This is a genomic window from Yoonia sp. 67-2 (assembly GCF_035117555.1).
Taxonomy (GTDB): Bacteria; Pseudomonadota; Alphaproteobacteria; order Rhodobacterales; family Rhodobacteraceae; genus Yoonia.
In genome coordinates this window covers 30159-45739 of sequence record NZ_JAYKPK010000002.1, presented here as the reverse complement: position 1 = coordinate 45739, position 15581 = coordinate 30159, and the positions used below count along the sequence as shown (strand labels likewise).

Below are 15581 nucleotides of genomic sequence, written 5' to 3'. Positions count from 1 at the left end.
ACGCTTGCTCTAACACCCCAAACCTACAGGGGAATACCATGGTCGATATCGCCACCCGCGTCTGGAACCACAAATGGAAGATCGACCCCATCGTGCGGTCGCTCATCGATACCGATTTCTACAAACTGCTGATGTGCCAGTCGGTGTTCCGCAACCACCCGGACACACAAGTCACCTTCAGCCTGATCAACCGCACCAAATCCATCCGCCTCGCCGATCTGGTGGACGAAGGCGAATTGCGCGAACAGCTTGACCATATCCGCTCGCTCCGCCTGACGCGGGGCGAAAGCACTTGGCTGCGCGGCAATACCTTCTATGGCAAACGGCAGATGTTCACCCCCGCCTTCATGGAATGGTTCGAAAACCTGCAATTGCCGCCCTACCATCTGGAAAAGATCGACGGGCAATATGAACTGACGTTTGAGGGGTCATGGCCCGAGGTCATGCTCTGGGAAATCCCCGCCCTCGCCGTGATCATGGAACTGCGCAGCCGGGCTGTGTTGAAAGAAATGGGGCGGTTCGAACTCCAGGTCCTCTATGCCCGCGCCATGACGAAGCTTTGGGAAAAAGTCGAACAACTGCAACCCATTGCCAACCTGCAACTCGCCGATTTCGGCACGCGGCGGCGGCATTCCTACCTCTGGCAGGACTGGTGCGTGCAAGCGATGAGCGAGGGTCTGGGCGATAATTTCCGCGGCACCTCTAACTGCCGCATCGCCATGATGCGCGAGATCGAGGCGATCGGCACCAACGCCCACGAACTGCCCATGGTCTATGCCGCCCTCGCCGAAAGTGACGAGGCGTTGCGGCAGGCCCCCTATACCGTGCTGGCCGACTGGCAGGACGAACATGACGGCAACCTGCGCATCATCCTGCCCGATACATTCGGGTCCAAAGGTTTCCTCGACCGCGCGCCCGATTGGCTGGCCGGCTGGACCGGCATCCGCGTCGACAGCGGCGACCCCGCCGCCGGGGCCGAAACCGCGATCAACTGGTGGCAATCACGAGGCGAGGACCCGCGCCAGAAACTGGTGATCTTCTCCGACGGTCTGGACGTCGCCAAGATCATCGAACTGCACGCCCAATTCGACGGCCGGGTCCGTGTCAGCTTTGGCTGGGGCACGATGCTGACCAATGATTTCAAAGGCTTGGTAGAGGATGACGCGCTGGCCCCCTTCTCACTGGTCTGCAAAGCCGTCAGCGCGAACGGCCGCCCCACGGTGAAACTGAGCGATAACCCGAACAAGGCGATGGGGCCGGTGGACGAGATCGCGCGGTATAAGCGGGTGTTCGGGGTGGGCGATCAGGAGAGGGTGGAGGTTGTGGTTTAGGAGGGCTTGCCACGTATTGCGTCGGAGTTGAGCCTTGACCCGACTAACTCCTGTGCAATTTTCTGTTTAATGTCCTCGACTTTGTCTTCTTTAAGCGTGTGTATCTCAAGTTCCCGCGTGAGCATAACTAAGTCGACCTTCCGCAGCTTCGCTTCGTCTAGCAATGCAACTACCCCGCCAGAGGATTTTTGACTCTTAAGCCGAGGAAGCAGCTCAAAAATATCACCCCTATCTTCACTGTACGTTGCCGGTTTCAACACTTTCACAGGCTTAAAACTGTCTAGGTGTTTGGAGAGTTCTCGAACTCCCTCTTCGTCAAGTCTCTGGGACATACGGATAAAGCGCACAAGGAGCTTTCCCCATTCCTCTTGCATGTTTTTCATATACCAGCCTTACGTATGAACTCGTCGCAGATCGCCTCTAGGCTATCTACGACGCTTTGATGACTCGCGTTGTTATATGCTTTTAGCACAACTGGGGAGCCGTAAGCAGGGGCATCAGCGAAAATTGTGTCGTTTCGCTTCATGTAAGATTCAAATGTTGGAAGCCTGCTAGTCTTGCGCACTCTGTTCACAAACTGCTGTTGCGCTTGGATGGGCGCGCTAGAGTACTCTTGGATCATGGTAAATATGACTCCCAAAACTGTCGGTGCAATCTCTTGAGTCGTTGTCTGCTCACCATGCTTAACGTAATCGTTGAAGTCGGATGTCAACTGATCGATGCTACGCATTAAGTAGTCGATTCCGAGGGTTGATAGTTCATCTGGACGCGTTGGGACAAGTATATGGTCGCTAGCAACGATTGCGGTTTTCGTGACAATATTAAAATTTGGGGGGCAATCAATTAACACGACATCGTATTTGGCGTTCTGGATTTCCGTAAGGCCATCTTTAAGTCTTGTATGGACCTTTAAAAAATTTGCTTTGGCCTGACCTATGTTTGCGCCTACAAGTTTGGTTGCTAAATCTAAGTCGAGGTTAATCAGTGCTAGATGGCTGTAAATCACATCAAGTTGACCACTATTTAGGCTAACTCGGTCGTTTACCTTGTGTGGAGTGTTAATTAGTTTTGAAAGTGATCCTGACTTTCCATCCATAAAATCATCAAACCAAGACTTTATCGTATCACTTTTTTCGTAAGTGCTTTGCCATTCGCTTGGTGTTATAAATGAAAATGTCAAACTCGCTTGTGCATCCATGTCGATTAAAAGAACTTTCTTGCCTCTCCATGCTAACTCGGCACCAAGATTCGCTGTCAATGTAGTTTTACCTACACCGCCTTTATAGTTAATTACCGAAATAATTTTCATACTGATCTCCAGAGCACTAGCGGCTGAAACATACTATTAGTGTCTTTAAATGACGTGATTGGGTGCCAATCTCAAGTTATTTTTATAAAGTTGCCATGTGAGCGTGCGTCAGCAAGCGTATGATGCGCATCATGCGCACCAATCCGGCAACATTTCCACGCCCCCAATAACCCACCGCACGCCCCCTTAACCCTTCCTCAACCCCTCCCGGTGTAAACTCCCCCAATCCACCTGCCCACAGACCAACTCCACGGCGCAGGCGAACCGGATATCTTCCCCGCGGGGAAGGTCGCGCCAGAACCGGATGCCGCTTGGTCGATGACCCATCATCCCAAAGACGGCCCAATTCCACAGCGGTCAGATATCTTCCCCGCGGGGAAGGTCCCGTAGGGTGCGCATCCTGCGCACCACCCCGGCCCCCACCCGGCGCAGGTGCGCAGAATGCGCACCCTACTCCTCCACCTTCCCCCGCATCGCCTTGACCTCGCCGCGCACCTTTTTCTCTTTCAGCCGCCGTTTGACCGACCCATAGGTCGGCTTCGTCGCGACGCGCCGTTTCGGCACCAAGGTCGCGGCATGGATCAGTTCCGCCAGCCGCTGGCGCGCGATCTCGCGGTTGCGGGCCTGGCTGCGGGTGTCTTGGACAAAAATCACGATGGCCCCGTCCAGCGTCCAGCGCCGCCCGGCCAGCCGCCGCAGCCGCCGTTTCACCGGATCGGGCAGGTTGGGGGATCGCTCCGCCTCGAACCGCAGCTCGACCGCAGTGGACACTTTGTTCACATTCTGCCCGCCGGGGCCCGAGGCGCGGGCAAAGCTTTCCGTCAGCTCCCAATCGGCAATCTCAATCTGGTTGGTGATGCGCAAGGTCATGGCGGGTCTCTTTACAAGGGGCAGTGCGGCCGCATTTGGCTGCGCCAAACGCTGACCCGCAATGTTGAAAGCTATGCTTTCAACGGAAAAAGGACCACCCCGGTCTGGGATAGTCCTTTCCTGAATGTCGGAGGTGGGTCGGTTAGGATTACCACCTTAGGGTTCATTCAGCCAAGGGCTGCCTTAGCTGATCGCCCCCCAAGTTGTCCCGCCACACGTTTCCAATACTTCATGATGCACTGGATCACCTCCTTTCAATTGTTGCGTTACAGCTAGATTCGCACAGATTTGGTATATTTCAAGTAAAAATATACCACCTGTCGCGATTATATTTTCGCCTGCTGTAAACGCCCAACAATCAGGCGGAACGGGACCAGCGCCAGCAGCGCCACGGTCAGTTTGACCCCCCAATCCGCCACGGCCAGCGACACCCAAAGCGGCACCAGCGGCCCCATGTTCAGGAACGGCACGGCATCCTGTGCCCAGATGATTTCCTCGGCGGCTGATGCGCTCAACCCGTTGAACACAGAGGCAAACCCGATGGTAAAGAAGATCGCCGTATCCACCGTCGACCCGATCAAGGTGCTGGTCAGCGGCGCTTTCCACCAGGACCCGGCGCGCAGCCGGTCAAAGATCGCGATATCCAGCAGTTGCGCGACGCCAAATGCCGTCGCCGAACCGATGGCGATCCGCAGCGCGACAGCCGGATAGGTGAAGCCGTCACCTTGCAGCATCACTTGCGTGCCGATCAGGCTGCAGATGATCCCGACGATCAGGCCGACAAAGACGACCTTGCGCGCGGCAGTCGGGCCATAAACCCGGTTCATCACATCCGTGACCAGAAACGCCAGCGGATAGGTAAAGGCGCCCCAGGTCAGCAGACCATCAAGGATCAGGAATTGCACAAGGATATTGGAGGCCACAACGATAATGGCCATGGCGATAACGCCGGGAAGGATACGTGTCATTTGAATATTTCCGTTTTGACAAGGGTGCGGCACTTGGCCCCCATCATGGGGACAGCGCGAGTTAACGCCCGCCGGTCACTCCGTCAACCGATATTCCACGATCTCGGTCCGTTGGAAAACACTCAGGTTATCGTCGGAAATCATCGTGATCCGCAAACCATCCTCATCCTGCCAGACGCTGATCCCTTCCAGATTGTCATGTTCGCGCAGGCGGGTGTCCAGCAGCACTTCTTCATTGCCGCCTGTCATGTCGAACCGCCGCACCCGGCTGCGAAAGCCGATGCCGATGAAATCACGCTCCAGCACGTAAAGCCGCCCGTCCGGCCCGATATCGGCACCCACCACCAGAAAACTGCCGCGCCGGGGCAGGGTAAAGGGCTGATCCCAGACACCATCCTTCAGCCGGTAAACTGGAAATGGCTGGTTCACCGCGCCCGACCGTTCCGGAATCGTATAAAGCGCGCCGTCATCACCGATGGCCAAAGCCTCCAGCGAGGCATTATTCTGCATCCCGTTAAAGGCGGATGTCGTCATCAATTCTGATCCCGGCGCATCAACGCTGGCAAAACTGCGGATGCCATGCATCCATTCGAATGATACATAGATCGTGCCATCGGGTGCGATGGCCAGCCCTTCACTGTCGCTTTCGGCCTGGGTCAAGGCGCGCCCACCGGGGCCGGTCAGCGGGACCAGAGGGCCAAAGCTGATGCCGGTGATTTTTCCATTTGTCCGTTCAAGACTGCCGGTGATGAACAAAGCCCGGTCGCTGAGCGCGACAAAGCTGTTGCCATCCTCCAGCACCTCAATCGCGGAAAAGCCGCCAAAGCGGGGATCATCCATCTGCCAGCTTTGCGCATCGATGAATTCAGCCTGTGACAAGGCAGGCAGCGCCAGCAGCAGCGCGGGTAAAAGGGTCAGTTGCAAGGCAAGGTTCATTTCATGACTGGGGCAAGTTGCGCCAGCCTAGGCCTGCAACAGTAAAGATAAGGTTCGCGCGGATCAGTTCGCGTTCAACACGTTCAGACATTGGCCGGGCAGGCTGGCCATCGTCAATTCACCGCGTGGCGTGACCGGTGCCGCATTGGGATCGCGCGGGCGGGGTGGGGGTGGGCTGATGATATTGTTGACCCATTCCTGCGCTTCGGCGCAACCGTCACCGGGTGGCGGCGGGGCCTGATCGACGCAGGACGCATCGCCTGCCGGGCAGTTCAGTCGGAGGTGGAAATGATAATGATGCCCATACCAGGGCCGGACCTTGTTCAGCCAGCTGCGATCACCCGTGGCATTGCGGCACATTTCCACCTTGGCCCCGGCAAAGACGAAAATCCGTGCCGTGCGCGGGTCGGATGCGGCAGCGCGGATCAAGGCCTCATGCTGCGGCGTCCAGCTGCTGTTCACATAAGCGCCGCTTGCCCGCTGCATGGAGATGGAAGACAAAGATTCCCGTTCCGCCCGGTTCAGGTCCAGCCGTGTCGCGGGCAGCATCCAGATATCCGCATCCAGCCCGGTCTGGTGGCTGGCATGGCCGGTCAGCATCGGCCCGCCGCGTGGCTGGCTCATGTCGCCGACATAGATCCCGTTCCACCCCGGCAATGTGGCGGCAAAGCGGCTGAGGTTCTGCACGTAATCTACAGTCACCGGCTGCGCCCAGTTACGGTTGCGCGACAGCCGCATCGCCTGCCATGTCGGCCCGGTTTCGGGGAGCGCCACCGCACCAGCCTGACAGCCCTGCGAATAACCGCCCAAAGCGGCGGGGGCTTGCGGTGATGGCACCGGAGCCGCGCCGAACAATGTTTTCGCGATCCGGTTGTCACCGGCGTTCTGCATGGCTTCGGCACGCGCTACCGGCGCATCCTCGGACTGGCAGGCGGCAAGGCCGAGGCTTAGGATAAGGGCTGCTGCGATGCGGACCATGTGTCGCGATCTCCGTTCTTGTTGACGAAGCGTAGCAGGTAAAGCCCGATCATGAAAAGAAAGATAATCGGCAGAAAGCCCAATTGGTTGCTGCCTGTCATGATCGTGAACAGCGTGATCAATGCGGGGGCAAGGAAAGCAGTGGCCTTGCCGGTCAGGGCGAACAGGCCAAAAGCCTCTGCCGGGCGGTCGGGATGGGTGTGGCGCACCATCATCGACCGCGACGCTGAATACAGCGCACCACCCGCGCCGCCGATACAGATACCGCAGGTGTAAAAGATCAGGTCGGGGATCATCGACCCTTCGGGCAGCGGGATGCCAAAGATCGCCTGCCGCGACATGCCGACGATGATGATCGACACGCCGATCAGCACCCAGACGCAGATCCTGATCACCGGTTTCGGGCCAAGCCGCGCATCGGTCAACCCGCCCAGCCAAGTGACGATGGCCGCAGCAATCGCCGCGATGATCCCGAACACCCCGATCTGGACGGTCTGCCATTGCAGCACCAATGCGGCATAGACCCCGCCAAAGGCGTAAAGCGCATTCAGCGCATCGCGGTAGAACATTGACCCGACAAGGAAATTCAGCAGGCTTTTGCGCTGCACCACGGACCGCAGGGTCGTCATCAGCTCACCCGCGACAGCGCTAAGCTTGGTGGACCGGCGCAGGGCAAAAGGATCGTCGCGGACATAAAGGAAGAACGGAATGATAAAGATCACATACCAGATCGCGATGAACGGCCCGACCGACCTTGTGCCTTCGCGCATCTCAGGGTCCAGCCCGAACAGCGGCGCATTGCCCAGCAACGTCACACCCTGATCATTCTCGGCCAGAAGCAGCAGCATGACGAAGAGCGCGACCACACCGCCCCAATAGCCAAAGGCCGCGCCAGAGCCGGATATCCGCCCGACCTCCTGATCATTGCCCAAGGAGGGCAGGATCGCATTGGTGAAATTCAACCCACTTTCGGCGGCGATAAAGCCCACATAGAACACGATCAGGATAAAGATCAGGTTCGCCCCATCCGGTGTCAGCCCCCAAAGCATCCATGTGGCGACCACATAGAGCACGGAAAAGAATGCGATCCACGGCATCTTGCGCCCGGAATTATCAGCGAAGGCCCCCAGAAACGGCGCGCTGAAGGCGATCAGCAAGCCAGCCACGGTCTGCCCCGCCGACCAGATCCATTGCGCGCGGGCGTTGGCTGCGAATTCATCCAGCCCCATGCCAAGGTAATGCTGGGCCGCGACCACCGCGAAATAGGGGCCGAAGATAAAGGTCAGACCCAGCGTGTAAAACGGCTGTGACGCCCAGTCAAAAGCCATCCATCCCCAGATGCGTTTCTTGCTGACTGCCATGACCTGCCCCTGTACTCGTCCTTTTGCAGACTAGACACTGCAAAGGATCGCTCTGGCAAGATAAGGTTTCATGTCACGCTGTGATCGACCGGCGGCCAAGGCCGGCCCCGGTCCGCGTCGATCCAGCCCTGCGCCCAATCGGGCAGTTGCGGGGTGGTATCGGACAGGCCCATTTCGGAAAGCAGCCGTTCCGGTTTCACGATCCCGGTCTTGCTGGTCGCGGCAGAGCGATAGAGGATCTGCACCGCGCAATCGCTGCCGATCCAGATCGACTGATCCAGATACATGAATTTATCATCCCAGCCGATCAGCTTGCTGACCATGCGGAACCGGGTAAACGGCCTGATCCTTTTGCGATACCGGACCGAGGCCCCCGCCATCGTCAGCCCCCAGCCATTGCGCCGCAAGGTCGCGACCAGCCCGGTGCGGATGCCAAGGCCCGTACGCCCCAGATCCATGATCGTCAGGATGCGGCCGTTGTTCATTTCCAGATAGACGTCGATATCCTGCGGCCAGCAGCGGTGATACGACACATGCGTGCCCAGCGGAGGCAGCTTGGGCCTGCGTTTGTTGACGAAGACTTCCTTGAAGGTGCGGATGATCGGATACATGGCATGCCTCTTGTGGTTGCGCCCGGCATGGCGGGGCATGACGTGTGCGTCAACTTTTACCTTGGGGAAAGGGTGGGGTGAGGTTGCAGACGTGGTCTGCTTTTGTGGCGCATCGTTGGCGCGGGCGCAGAGCGGGAAGGGGCCATTTGGGCAGATCGCGGCGAATGTCGGGAGTGAGCCCAAGGTTACCGATGCTGCATGACGCGTGGATGTCTGCTATTGCGAGTAAGCCAAAACCCGATTCAACAACTTAGTGGGTTTTGAACCGGGTTTGTAGCAGCATCAAACTAGGTGCTTTGCGGGTGTTCCAAAAACGAGGGTTTATGGCTCTGTGCCAAGAAGGACTGTGTTGCGTACAAAGGTGAAAAAATCAGTGGCTTCGGTATCAAAAGTGGGGCCAAGCATATCTGCGATATACACTGTGTCTGGCTTAGACAAGCGAAGGCAATAGCGCCACGATGCACCACTGTCCGCGATAATTAAGGCATCCGTCGGAAACACTGATTTTTCAGCAACTAACCCGAAAAGTCTACGCGACGGTTTCGAATTGTAAATCTTGAACGAGGGGTGGTTTATTATGTCGTTGATGGGTTGAGGCTCATATATATGCATTTCAGTAGTCGTCGTCCCAACACCAATATGTTGAAGGAACTGCAGATACTGAACGGATATGTTGGGATGGCGAGTTGCTATCTCTGTAATATGTTGTTCACCGAGTGGGACCAATGGGGCAAGCTCATTTTGGCAATCGCTTTCAATGATACTTTCAATCTCGGCTCTCAAAGAAACACTCCCCAAACGGCACGTTTACTTATGCATACCACACTTATGAAGTCCAAATTTTATCGGCAGAAGATTTTCTAAAAACCACCGTTTGTTGAACCGTTCAGCGAACCGGACATTGGCGCACCTGCGGCGAAAGGCAGGAAAGTCCCGCTCACCGGACCCTTGACCGTCCCGAAACGAAGGTCCGTTCTGAATCGGGAGTGCTTGCCACGGCCTTCTGACAGGATTCAGAAAACCCACAGGTTTAAGCCGCTTTCGGATAGCATACGACAGTTGGCGGCAAGTCCGGGGCTTGCCGGATTGGAACGGACGGATTAGGTCAGGGCGACATTGTATAAAGAGGCCCGTCCACCATGCTGACCATCTTTCAAGCCTTGCTTGTGATCATTGGCGTCCTGCGCTTTTTCGTCATCGCCCATTTCATCATGAGCTGGCTGATCCGGTTTGAGGTGCTGAATGTCCGTCAGCAATTCGTCGGGCAGGTCTGGTATACGCTGGAACGGGTACTGGAGCCGATCTATGGCCCGATCCGCAATATGCTGCCCAATATGGGCGGGATTGATCTGTCGCCGGTGCTGGTGCTGGTGGGTCTGGAAATCCTGCGCATCTTCCTGATCAACAATATGATGTCCTTCGTCTGACCTGACCCGTCGCGAAAACGTGGCTGGCCGTCGCGGCTGACCTTTCGCTAGGCTGCGCCGCATGCTCTATTCGGGGCCAGCAGCGGGAGGTTTATGCATGTCCGGACAGGTCACCTTTACCCTTGATGGTGAAACACTCACCGCCGATGCGGGCCAGACCATCTGGGAAATTGCCCATGGTCGCGGTCTGGTGATCCCGCATCTGTGCCACAAACCCAGCCCCGGTTATCGCGCTGACGGCAATTGCCGGGCCTGTATGGTCGCGATTGAAGGCGAGCGAACCTTGGCCGCGTCCTGCATCCGCGAACCCCGCGACGGTATGGTCGTGACCACTGCGCAACCGCGCGAGGTGCAGGCGCGGCGGATGGTGATGGAATTGCTGGTCGCCGATCAACCGCCGCAGGATGTGGCGCATGACCGGTCCAGCCATCTGTGGGCGATGGCGGGCGCGCAGGGGGTGGCGGAGAGCCGCTTTCCGGTGAAAGATCACGTGCCGTTGCTGGATGACAGTCATGTGGCGATGTCGGTGAACCTTGATGCCTGTATCCAATGCGGGCTTTGCGTGCGCGCTTGTCGTGAAGTGCAGGTCAATGACGTGATCGGCATGGCTGGGCGCGGGGCCACGGCCTATCCTGTGTTCGATATGGATGATCCGATGGGGGCGTCGTCCTGTGTCGCCTGCGGTGAATGTGTGCAGGCCTGTCCCACCGGCGCGCTGTTGCCCGCGACGGTGACGGATGCGCAGCAGCAGGGCGATACGGCGGATTTTGACCGTGAAGTTGCCAGCATCTGTCCGTTCTGCGGGGTAGGCTGTCAGGTCAGTCTGAAGATCAAGGATGATAAGGTGAAGTTTGTTGAAGGGTTGAATGGCCCTGCGAACGAGGGGCGGTTGTGCGTCAAGGGCCGGTTCGGGTTTGATTATATCCACCATCCGCACCGCCTGACGGTGCCCTTGATCCGCCGTGCTGATGCGCCCGCGAAGGGGCTGAACGTCGATCCCGGCAATTGGCAGACGCATTTTCGTGAAGCGAGTTGGGATGAGGCGCTTGATGTCGCCGCGAACGGATTGCAGGCGATTGGTGGCAAGGGCGTGGCCGGTTTCGGTTCCGCCAAATGCACCAACGAAGAGGCGTATTTGTTTCAGAAACTGATCCGTCAGGGCTTTGGCCATAACAATGTCGATCACTGCACGCGGCTGTGCCATGCCTCATCCGTCGCGGCCTTGATGGAGAATGTCGGATCGGGGGCGGTGACCGCGACGTTTAACGAGATTCAGAATGCCGATGTGGCCATCGTCATCGGCGCGAATCCGGTGGAGAACCATCCGGTCGCTGCGACCTATTTCAAGCAATTTGCCAAACGCGGTGGCAAGCTGATCGTGATGGACCCGCGCGGGCAGGCGCTGAAGCGGCACGCGTCACATATGCTGCAATTTCGCCCCGGCGCGGATGTGTCGCTGCTGAACGCGATCTGCCATGTGATCGTGGAGGAAGAGCTTTACGACCGCCAGTATATCGCCGCCTATACCGAGAATTGGGCGGCGGAAAAGGCGCATCTGGCCGATTTCAGTCCTGAAAAGATGGCGGATATCTGCGGGATCGACGCCGAAACGCTGCGCGATGTGGCACGGACATTTGCCGGGGCGAAGGCGGCGATGATTTTTTGGGGGATGGGTGTCAGCCAGCATATCCATGGGACGGACAATGCGCGCTGTCTGATATCCTTGGCGCTGATGACCGGGCAGGTCGGGCGTCCGGGCACCGGGCTGCATCCGTTGCGCGGGCAGAACAATGTGCAGGGCGCGTCGGATGCGGGGATGATCCCGATGTTTCTGCCGGATTATCAGCCGGTGGGTGATAGAGGCATCCGCAGCACGTTTGAAGACCTGTGGCAGCACGGCGAGATTGATCCGCAGAAGGGTCTGACCGTGACCGAGATTCTGGATGCGGTGCATGATGGCGACATCAGGGGCATGTATATTCTGGGTGAAAATCCCGCCATGTCGGACCCGGATGTGGACCATGCCCGCGCGGCGCTGGCGAAGCTGGATCATCTGGTGGTGCAGGATATTTTCATCACCGAGACGGCGAATTTCGCCGATGTGATCCTGCCCGCCAGTGCCTTTGCCGAAAAGACCGGGACGGTGACCAATACCAACCGGCAGGTGCAGATGGGCCGCATGGCAGTGTCCCCACCGGGGGAGGCGCGCGCGGATTGGTGGATCACTGTGGAACTGGGCAAAAGGCTCGGGCTGCCGTGGACCTATACGCATCCGCGCGAGGTGTTCGCGGAGATGGGGCAGGTGATGCGCTCGCTCAACAACATCACATGGGACAGGTTAGAGGCGCAGAATGCCGTCACCTATCCGTCGCTGACGCCGGATGATCCGGGGCAGGCGATTGTATTTACTGATGGGTTCCCCCGCGAAAACGGGCGCGCGAAATTCACGCCCGCCAATGTGATTGCCCCGGATGAGGCACCCGACGCGGATTATCCGATGATCATGACGACGGGGCGGCAATTGGAACATTGGCACACCGGGTCGATGACACGGCGGTCGCGCGTGCTGGACGCGGTCGAGCCGGAGGCGAATTGTTCGCTGCATCCCGCGACCCTGCGCAAACTGGGCGTGAACCCCGGCGGCATGGTCCGGCTGACCACAAGGCGCGGATCGATTGATATCATGGCGCGTGCGGACCGGGCGGTGGCGCTGGATATGGTCTTTGTCCCCTTCGCCTATGTCGAGGCGGCGGCGAATGTGCTGACCAACCCCGCTGTGGACCCCTACGGCAAGATCCCGGAGTTCAAATTTGCGGCTGTGCGGGTGGAAAAGGTCGGCGGCGACGTTATGGCGCAGGCGTGATGCGCGATTAACTGAACAAGTGTTCAAAAAAGATTTGACGGATCGCGGATTGATCCGCAAGATCGCTCTACTGGTGTGAGTTGTGAGGAGGCGACTCGCACCGGCGCGGCATGTTTGGCCGTTTAGGGAGGATCATCAAGATGCTTGCACCCGCTGACGGCGGCGCTGTCACTGTTCCTGATCTGCTGGCCCGCAACGTGGCCCGGCACGGTGCGAAAGCGGCCTATCGTGAGAAGGAATTCGGGATCTGGCAAAGCTGGACCTGGGTCGAGGCGGCAGAGCAGATTGATGCGCTGGCGATGGGGCTTTTGACGCTGGGTGCGGCGGTGGGTGATCATATCGCGGTATCGGGGCGCAACCGCCCCGCGCTTTATTGGGCGATGGTCGCGGCGCAACGGATCGGCTGCATTCCTGTGCCGCTTTATGCCGAGGCTGCGGCGGAAGAGATTGCCTATGCTTTGGATCATTGCGGCGCGCGCTTTGCCGTGGTCGGCGATCAGGAACAGGTCGACAAGATCGCCGATGTGCGCGACGGGCTGACAGCGCTGGAGCATGTGATCTATCTGGATGGGCGCGGGCTGCGCAAATATGATCATGCGGCGATGACCAGCTATGCTGATGTGCAAAAGGCGGGCCGCGCATCGGGATTGATCGATCAGGTCAATGCGCGTTCTGCTGCGCGGACCTATGACGATACCTGTGTGATGCTTTATACATCGGGCACCACCGGGCGGCCCAAAGGCGTGGTGCTGTCGAACCGCAATGTGATTGAGACGTCGAAAAATTCCGCCGAATTCGACCATCTGCGCCCGCAGGATGAGGTGCTGGCCTATCTGCCGATGGCCTGGGTCGGTGATTTCATCTTTTCCATCGGGCAGGCGATGTGGACGGGGTTCTGCGTCAATTGCCCGGAAAGTGCTGATACGATGCAGTTGGACCTGCGCGAGATCGGGCCGACCTATTTCTTTGCCCCGCCGCGGGTGTTCGAACAGCAGCTGACCAATGTGATGATCCGGATGGAAGATGCCGGGCGGTTCAAGAAATGGCTGTTTCACCATTATATGGCCGTCGGGCGGCGTGTCGGGCCTTTGTTGCTGGATGGCAAGAACGTCGGGCTGTTTGACCGGCTGAATTATCATCTGGCGAAATTGCTGGTGATCGGGCCGCTGAAGAATACGCTGGGCCTCAGCCGCGTCCGTGTCGGATATACGGCGGGTGAGGCGATTGGGCCGGAGATTTTTGATTTCTATCGGGCGCTGGGCATCAATCTCAAACAGCTTTACGGCCAGACCGAGGCGACGGTGTTCATCACCCAGCAACCTGATGGGGAAGTGCGGTCAGACACGGTGGGTGTCCCCAGCCCCGGCGTTGAACTGCGGATCGCCGAGAATGGTGAGGTGTTCTATCGCTCGCCCGGTGTATTCGTGGAATATTACAAGAACCCCGAAAGCACGGCATCGACCAAGGATGCCGAAGGCTGGGTCGCGACGGGCGATGCGGGGTTTATCGAGGAAGGCAGCGGCCATCTGCGGATCATTGACCGCGCCAAGGATGTCGGCAAGATGGCGGATGGGCGGTTGTTCGCGCCCAAATATGTCGAAAACAAGCTGAAATTCTATCCCAATATTCTGGAAGCCGTCGTGTTCGGCGCGGGGCGCGATTATTGCACGGCCTTTATCAATATCGACCTGACAGCTGTGGGCAATTGGGCGGAGCGCAATAATATCGCCTATTCCAGCTATCAGGAATTGTCGCAGCACAGCCGCGTGCTGGACATGATCCTGGGCCATGTGACGGCGGTCAATGAATCCGTTGCCGCCGATCCGATGCTGGCGGGCTGTCAGGTCCATCGGTTTCTGGTGCTGCACAAGGAACTGGACGCCGATGATGGCGAGATGACCCGCACCCGCAAGGTCCGCCGCCGGATCGTGGAAGAGAAGTTTCATGATCTGATCACCGCGCTCTATAGCGGCGCGGCAGAGATCTACACCGAAACCGAAGTGACCTATGAAGACGGGCGCAAGGGCAAGATCACCGCGACACTTGCGCTGTGTGATGCCGTGGTGGCGGCGGAACATCAGGTGGCAGCGGAATGATGGCAGATACAGAACCATACATCACCGCAGATGGCCGCCAGATCGGTGGCGTCTTGATGGATATGCGCGGCATCACCCTGCGGTTCGGCGGGGTCGAGGCGATCAAGAATATCTCCTTTGATATCCGCGAGGGCGAAATCCGCGCGATCATTGGCCCCAATGGCGCGGGGAAATCATCGATGCTGAACGTCATTTCGGGGTTTTATCATCCGCAAGATGGCGAGGTCTGGTTTCGCGGCGAAAAGCGCAAGCCGATGAAACCCTATCAGGTGGCCAGTCTGGGCATCGCGCGCACGTTTCAGAACATCGCCTTGTTCGAGGGGATGAGCGTGCTGGACAATATCATGACCGGCAGGCTGACCCATATGAACACGGGCCTGCTGGCGCAGATGGTCTGGAAAGGCCGGGCCGAGCGCGAAGAGGTTGCGAACCGTGAGATTGTCGAGAAAGTCATCGATTTCCTGGAAATTCAGGCCATCCGCAAGACGCCGGTGGGCCGTCTGCCTTATGGGTTGAAAAAGCGGGTCGAGCTGGCGCGTGCTTTGGCGGCGGAGCCCAAGCTGTTGCTGCTGGACGAGCCGATGGCGGGCATGAATGTCGAGGAGAAAGAGGATATGAGCCGCTTTATTCTGGATGTGAATGATGAATTCGGCACCACCATTGCGCTGATTGAACATGACATGGGCGTGGTGATGGATCTGTCGGACCGTGTGGTGGTGATGGATTACGGGCGCAAGATCGGCGACGGCACGCCCGATGAGGTGCGCAATAACCAAGAGGTGATTGATGCCTATCTGGGGGTGGCGCATGAGTAAACACAACGCAGTCCCG

Annotated in this window: 13 protein-coding genes; 5 read left to right on the top strand and 8 right to left on the bottom strand. The window is 58.1% G+C overall.

Going from position 1 to position 15581, the window contains the following annotated elements; all coding sequences use genetic code 11:
* Positions 1–38 precede the first annotated feature (38 nt).
* Positions 39–1331, top strand: a complete 1293-nt coding sequence (gene pncB, locus VOY09_RS03500; protein ID WP_322892998.1) for a nicotinate phosphoribosyltransferase — start codon at positions 39–41, stop codon at positions 1329–1331.
* On the opposite strand, the gene VOY09_RS03495 is transcribed toward pncB, so the two are convergent.
* The 8 genes from VOY09_RS03495 to VOY09_RS03460 form a co-directional block, all read right to left on the bottom strand.
* Complete coding sequence (locus VOY09_RS03495; RefSeq protein WP_322892997.1) at positions 1328–1714, bottom strand: hypothetical protein; 387 nt, start codon at positions 1712–1714, stop codon at positions 1328–1330. The two genes, pncB and VOY09_RS03495, sit on opposite strands and share 4 nt — an antisense overlap.
* Complete coding sequence (locus VOY09_RS03490; protein ID WP_322892995.1) at positions 1711–2640, bottom strand: ParA family protein; 930 nt, start codon at positions 2638–2640, stop codon at positions 1711–1713. Before VOY09_RS03490 ends, VOY09_RS03495 begins: the two co-directional genes overlap by 4 nt.
* 450 nt (positions 2641–3090) lie before the next feature.
* Positions 3091–3510, bottom strand: coding sequence for an alternative ribosome rescue aminoacyl-tRNA hydrolase ArfB (gene arfB / locus VOY09_RS03485; protein ID WP_322892994.1), 420 nt, complete (start codon positions 3508–3510; stop codon positions 3091–3093).
* Between the two features lie 326 nt (positions 3511–3836).
* Positions 3837–4478, bottom strand: a complete 642-nt coding sequence (locus tag VOY09_RS03480; RefSeq protein ID WP_322892993.1) for a queuosine precursor transporter — start codon at positions 4476–4478, stop codon at positions 3837–3839.
* Between the two features lie 75 nt (positions 4479–4553).
* The gene (locus VOY09_RS03475; protein ID WP_322892992.1) at positions 4554–5402 is read right to left on the bottom strand and encodes an esterase-like activity of phytase family protein; all 849 of its coding nucleotides are present in this window, start codon (positions 5400–5402) and stop codon (positions 4554–4556) included.
* Between the two features lie 75 nt (positions 5403–5477).
* The gene (mepA, locus tag VOY09_RS03470; RefSeq protein ID WP_322892991.1) at positions 5478–6392 is read right to left on the bottom strand and encodes a penicillin-insensitive murein endopeptidase; all 915 of its coding nucleotides are present in this window, start codon (positions 6390–6392) and stop codon (positions 5478–5480) included.
* Positions 6362–7753: an MFS transporter gene (locus VOY09_RS03465; RefSeq protein ID WP_322892990.1), complete on the bottom strand. Its 1392-nt coding sequence runs from the start codon at positions 7751–7753 to the stop codon at positions 6362–6364. The genes mepA and VOY09_RS03465 overlap by 31 nt, the downstream gene beginning before the upstream one ends.
* Positions 7754–7821: 68 nt before the next feature.
* Positions 7822–8364, bottom strand: a complete 543-nt coding sequence (locus tag VOY09_RS03460; RefSeq protein ID WP_322892989.1) for an acyl-CoA thioesterase — start codon at positions 8362–8364, stop codon at positions 7822–7824.
* A 1139-nt stretch (positions 8365–9503) separates the two neighbouring features.
* Between VOY09_RS03460 and VOY09_RS03455 the strand changes: the two genes are divergently transcribed.
* The 4 genes from VOY09_RS03455 (at position 9504) to VOY09_RS03440 (ending at position 15565) form a co-directional block, all read left to right on the top strand.
* Positions 9504–9791 carry a YggT family protein gene (locus VOY09_RS03455; RefSeq protein WP_322892988.1) on the top strand — a complete coding sequence of 96 codons (288 nt, stop codon included), beginning with the start codon at positions 9504–9506 and terminating at the stop codon, positions 9789–9791.
* A 97-nt stretch (positions 9792–9888) separates the two neighbouring features.
* A complete protein-coding gene (gene fdhF / locus VOY09_RS03450) occupies positions 9889–12654 on the top strand; it encodes a formate dehydrogenase subunit alpha (RefSeq protein ID WP_322892987.1) in 2766 nt (921 codons plus the stop codon).
* 140 nt (positions 12655–12794) lie between these two features.
* Positions 12795–14750, top strand: coding sequence for an AMP-binding protein (locus tag VOY09_RS03445; RefSeq protein WP_322892986.1), 1956 nt, complete (start codon positions 12795–12797; stop codon positions 14748–14750).
* Positions 14747–15565: an ABC transporter ATP-binding protein gene (locus VOY09_RS03440; RefSeq protein WP_416236728.1), complete on the top strand. Its 819-nt coding sequence runs from the start codon at positions 14747–14749 to the stop codon at positions 15563–15565. Before VOY09_RS03445 ends, VOY09_RS03440 begins: the two co-directional genes overlap by 4 nt.
* The last annotated feature ends 16 nt before the right edge of the window (positions 15566–15581 follow it).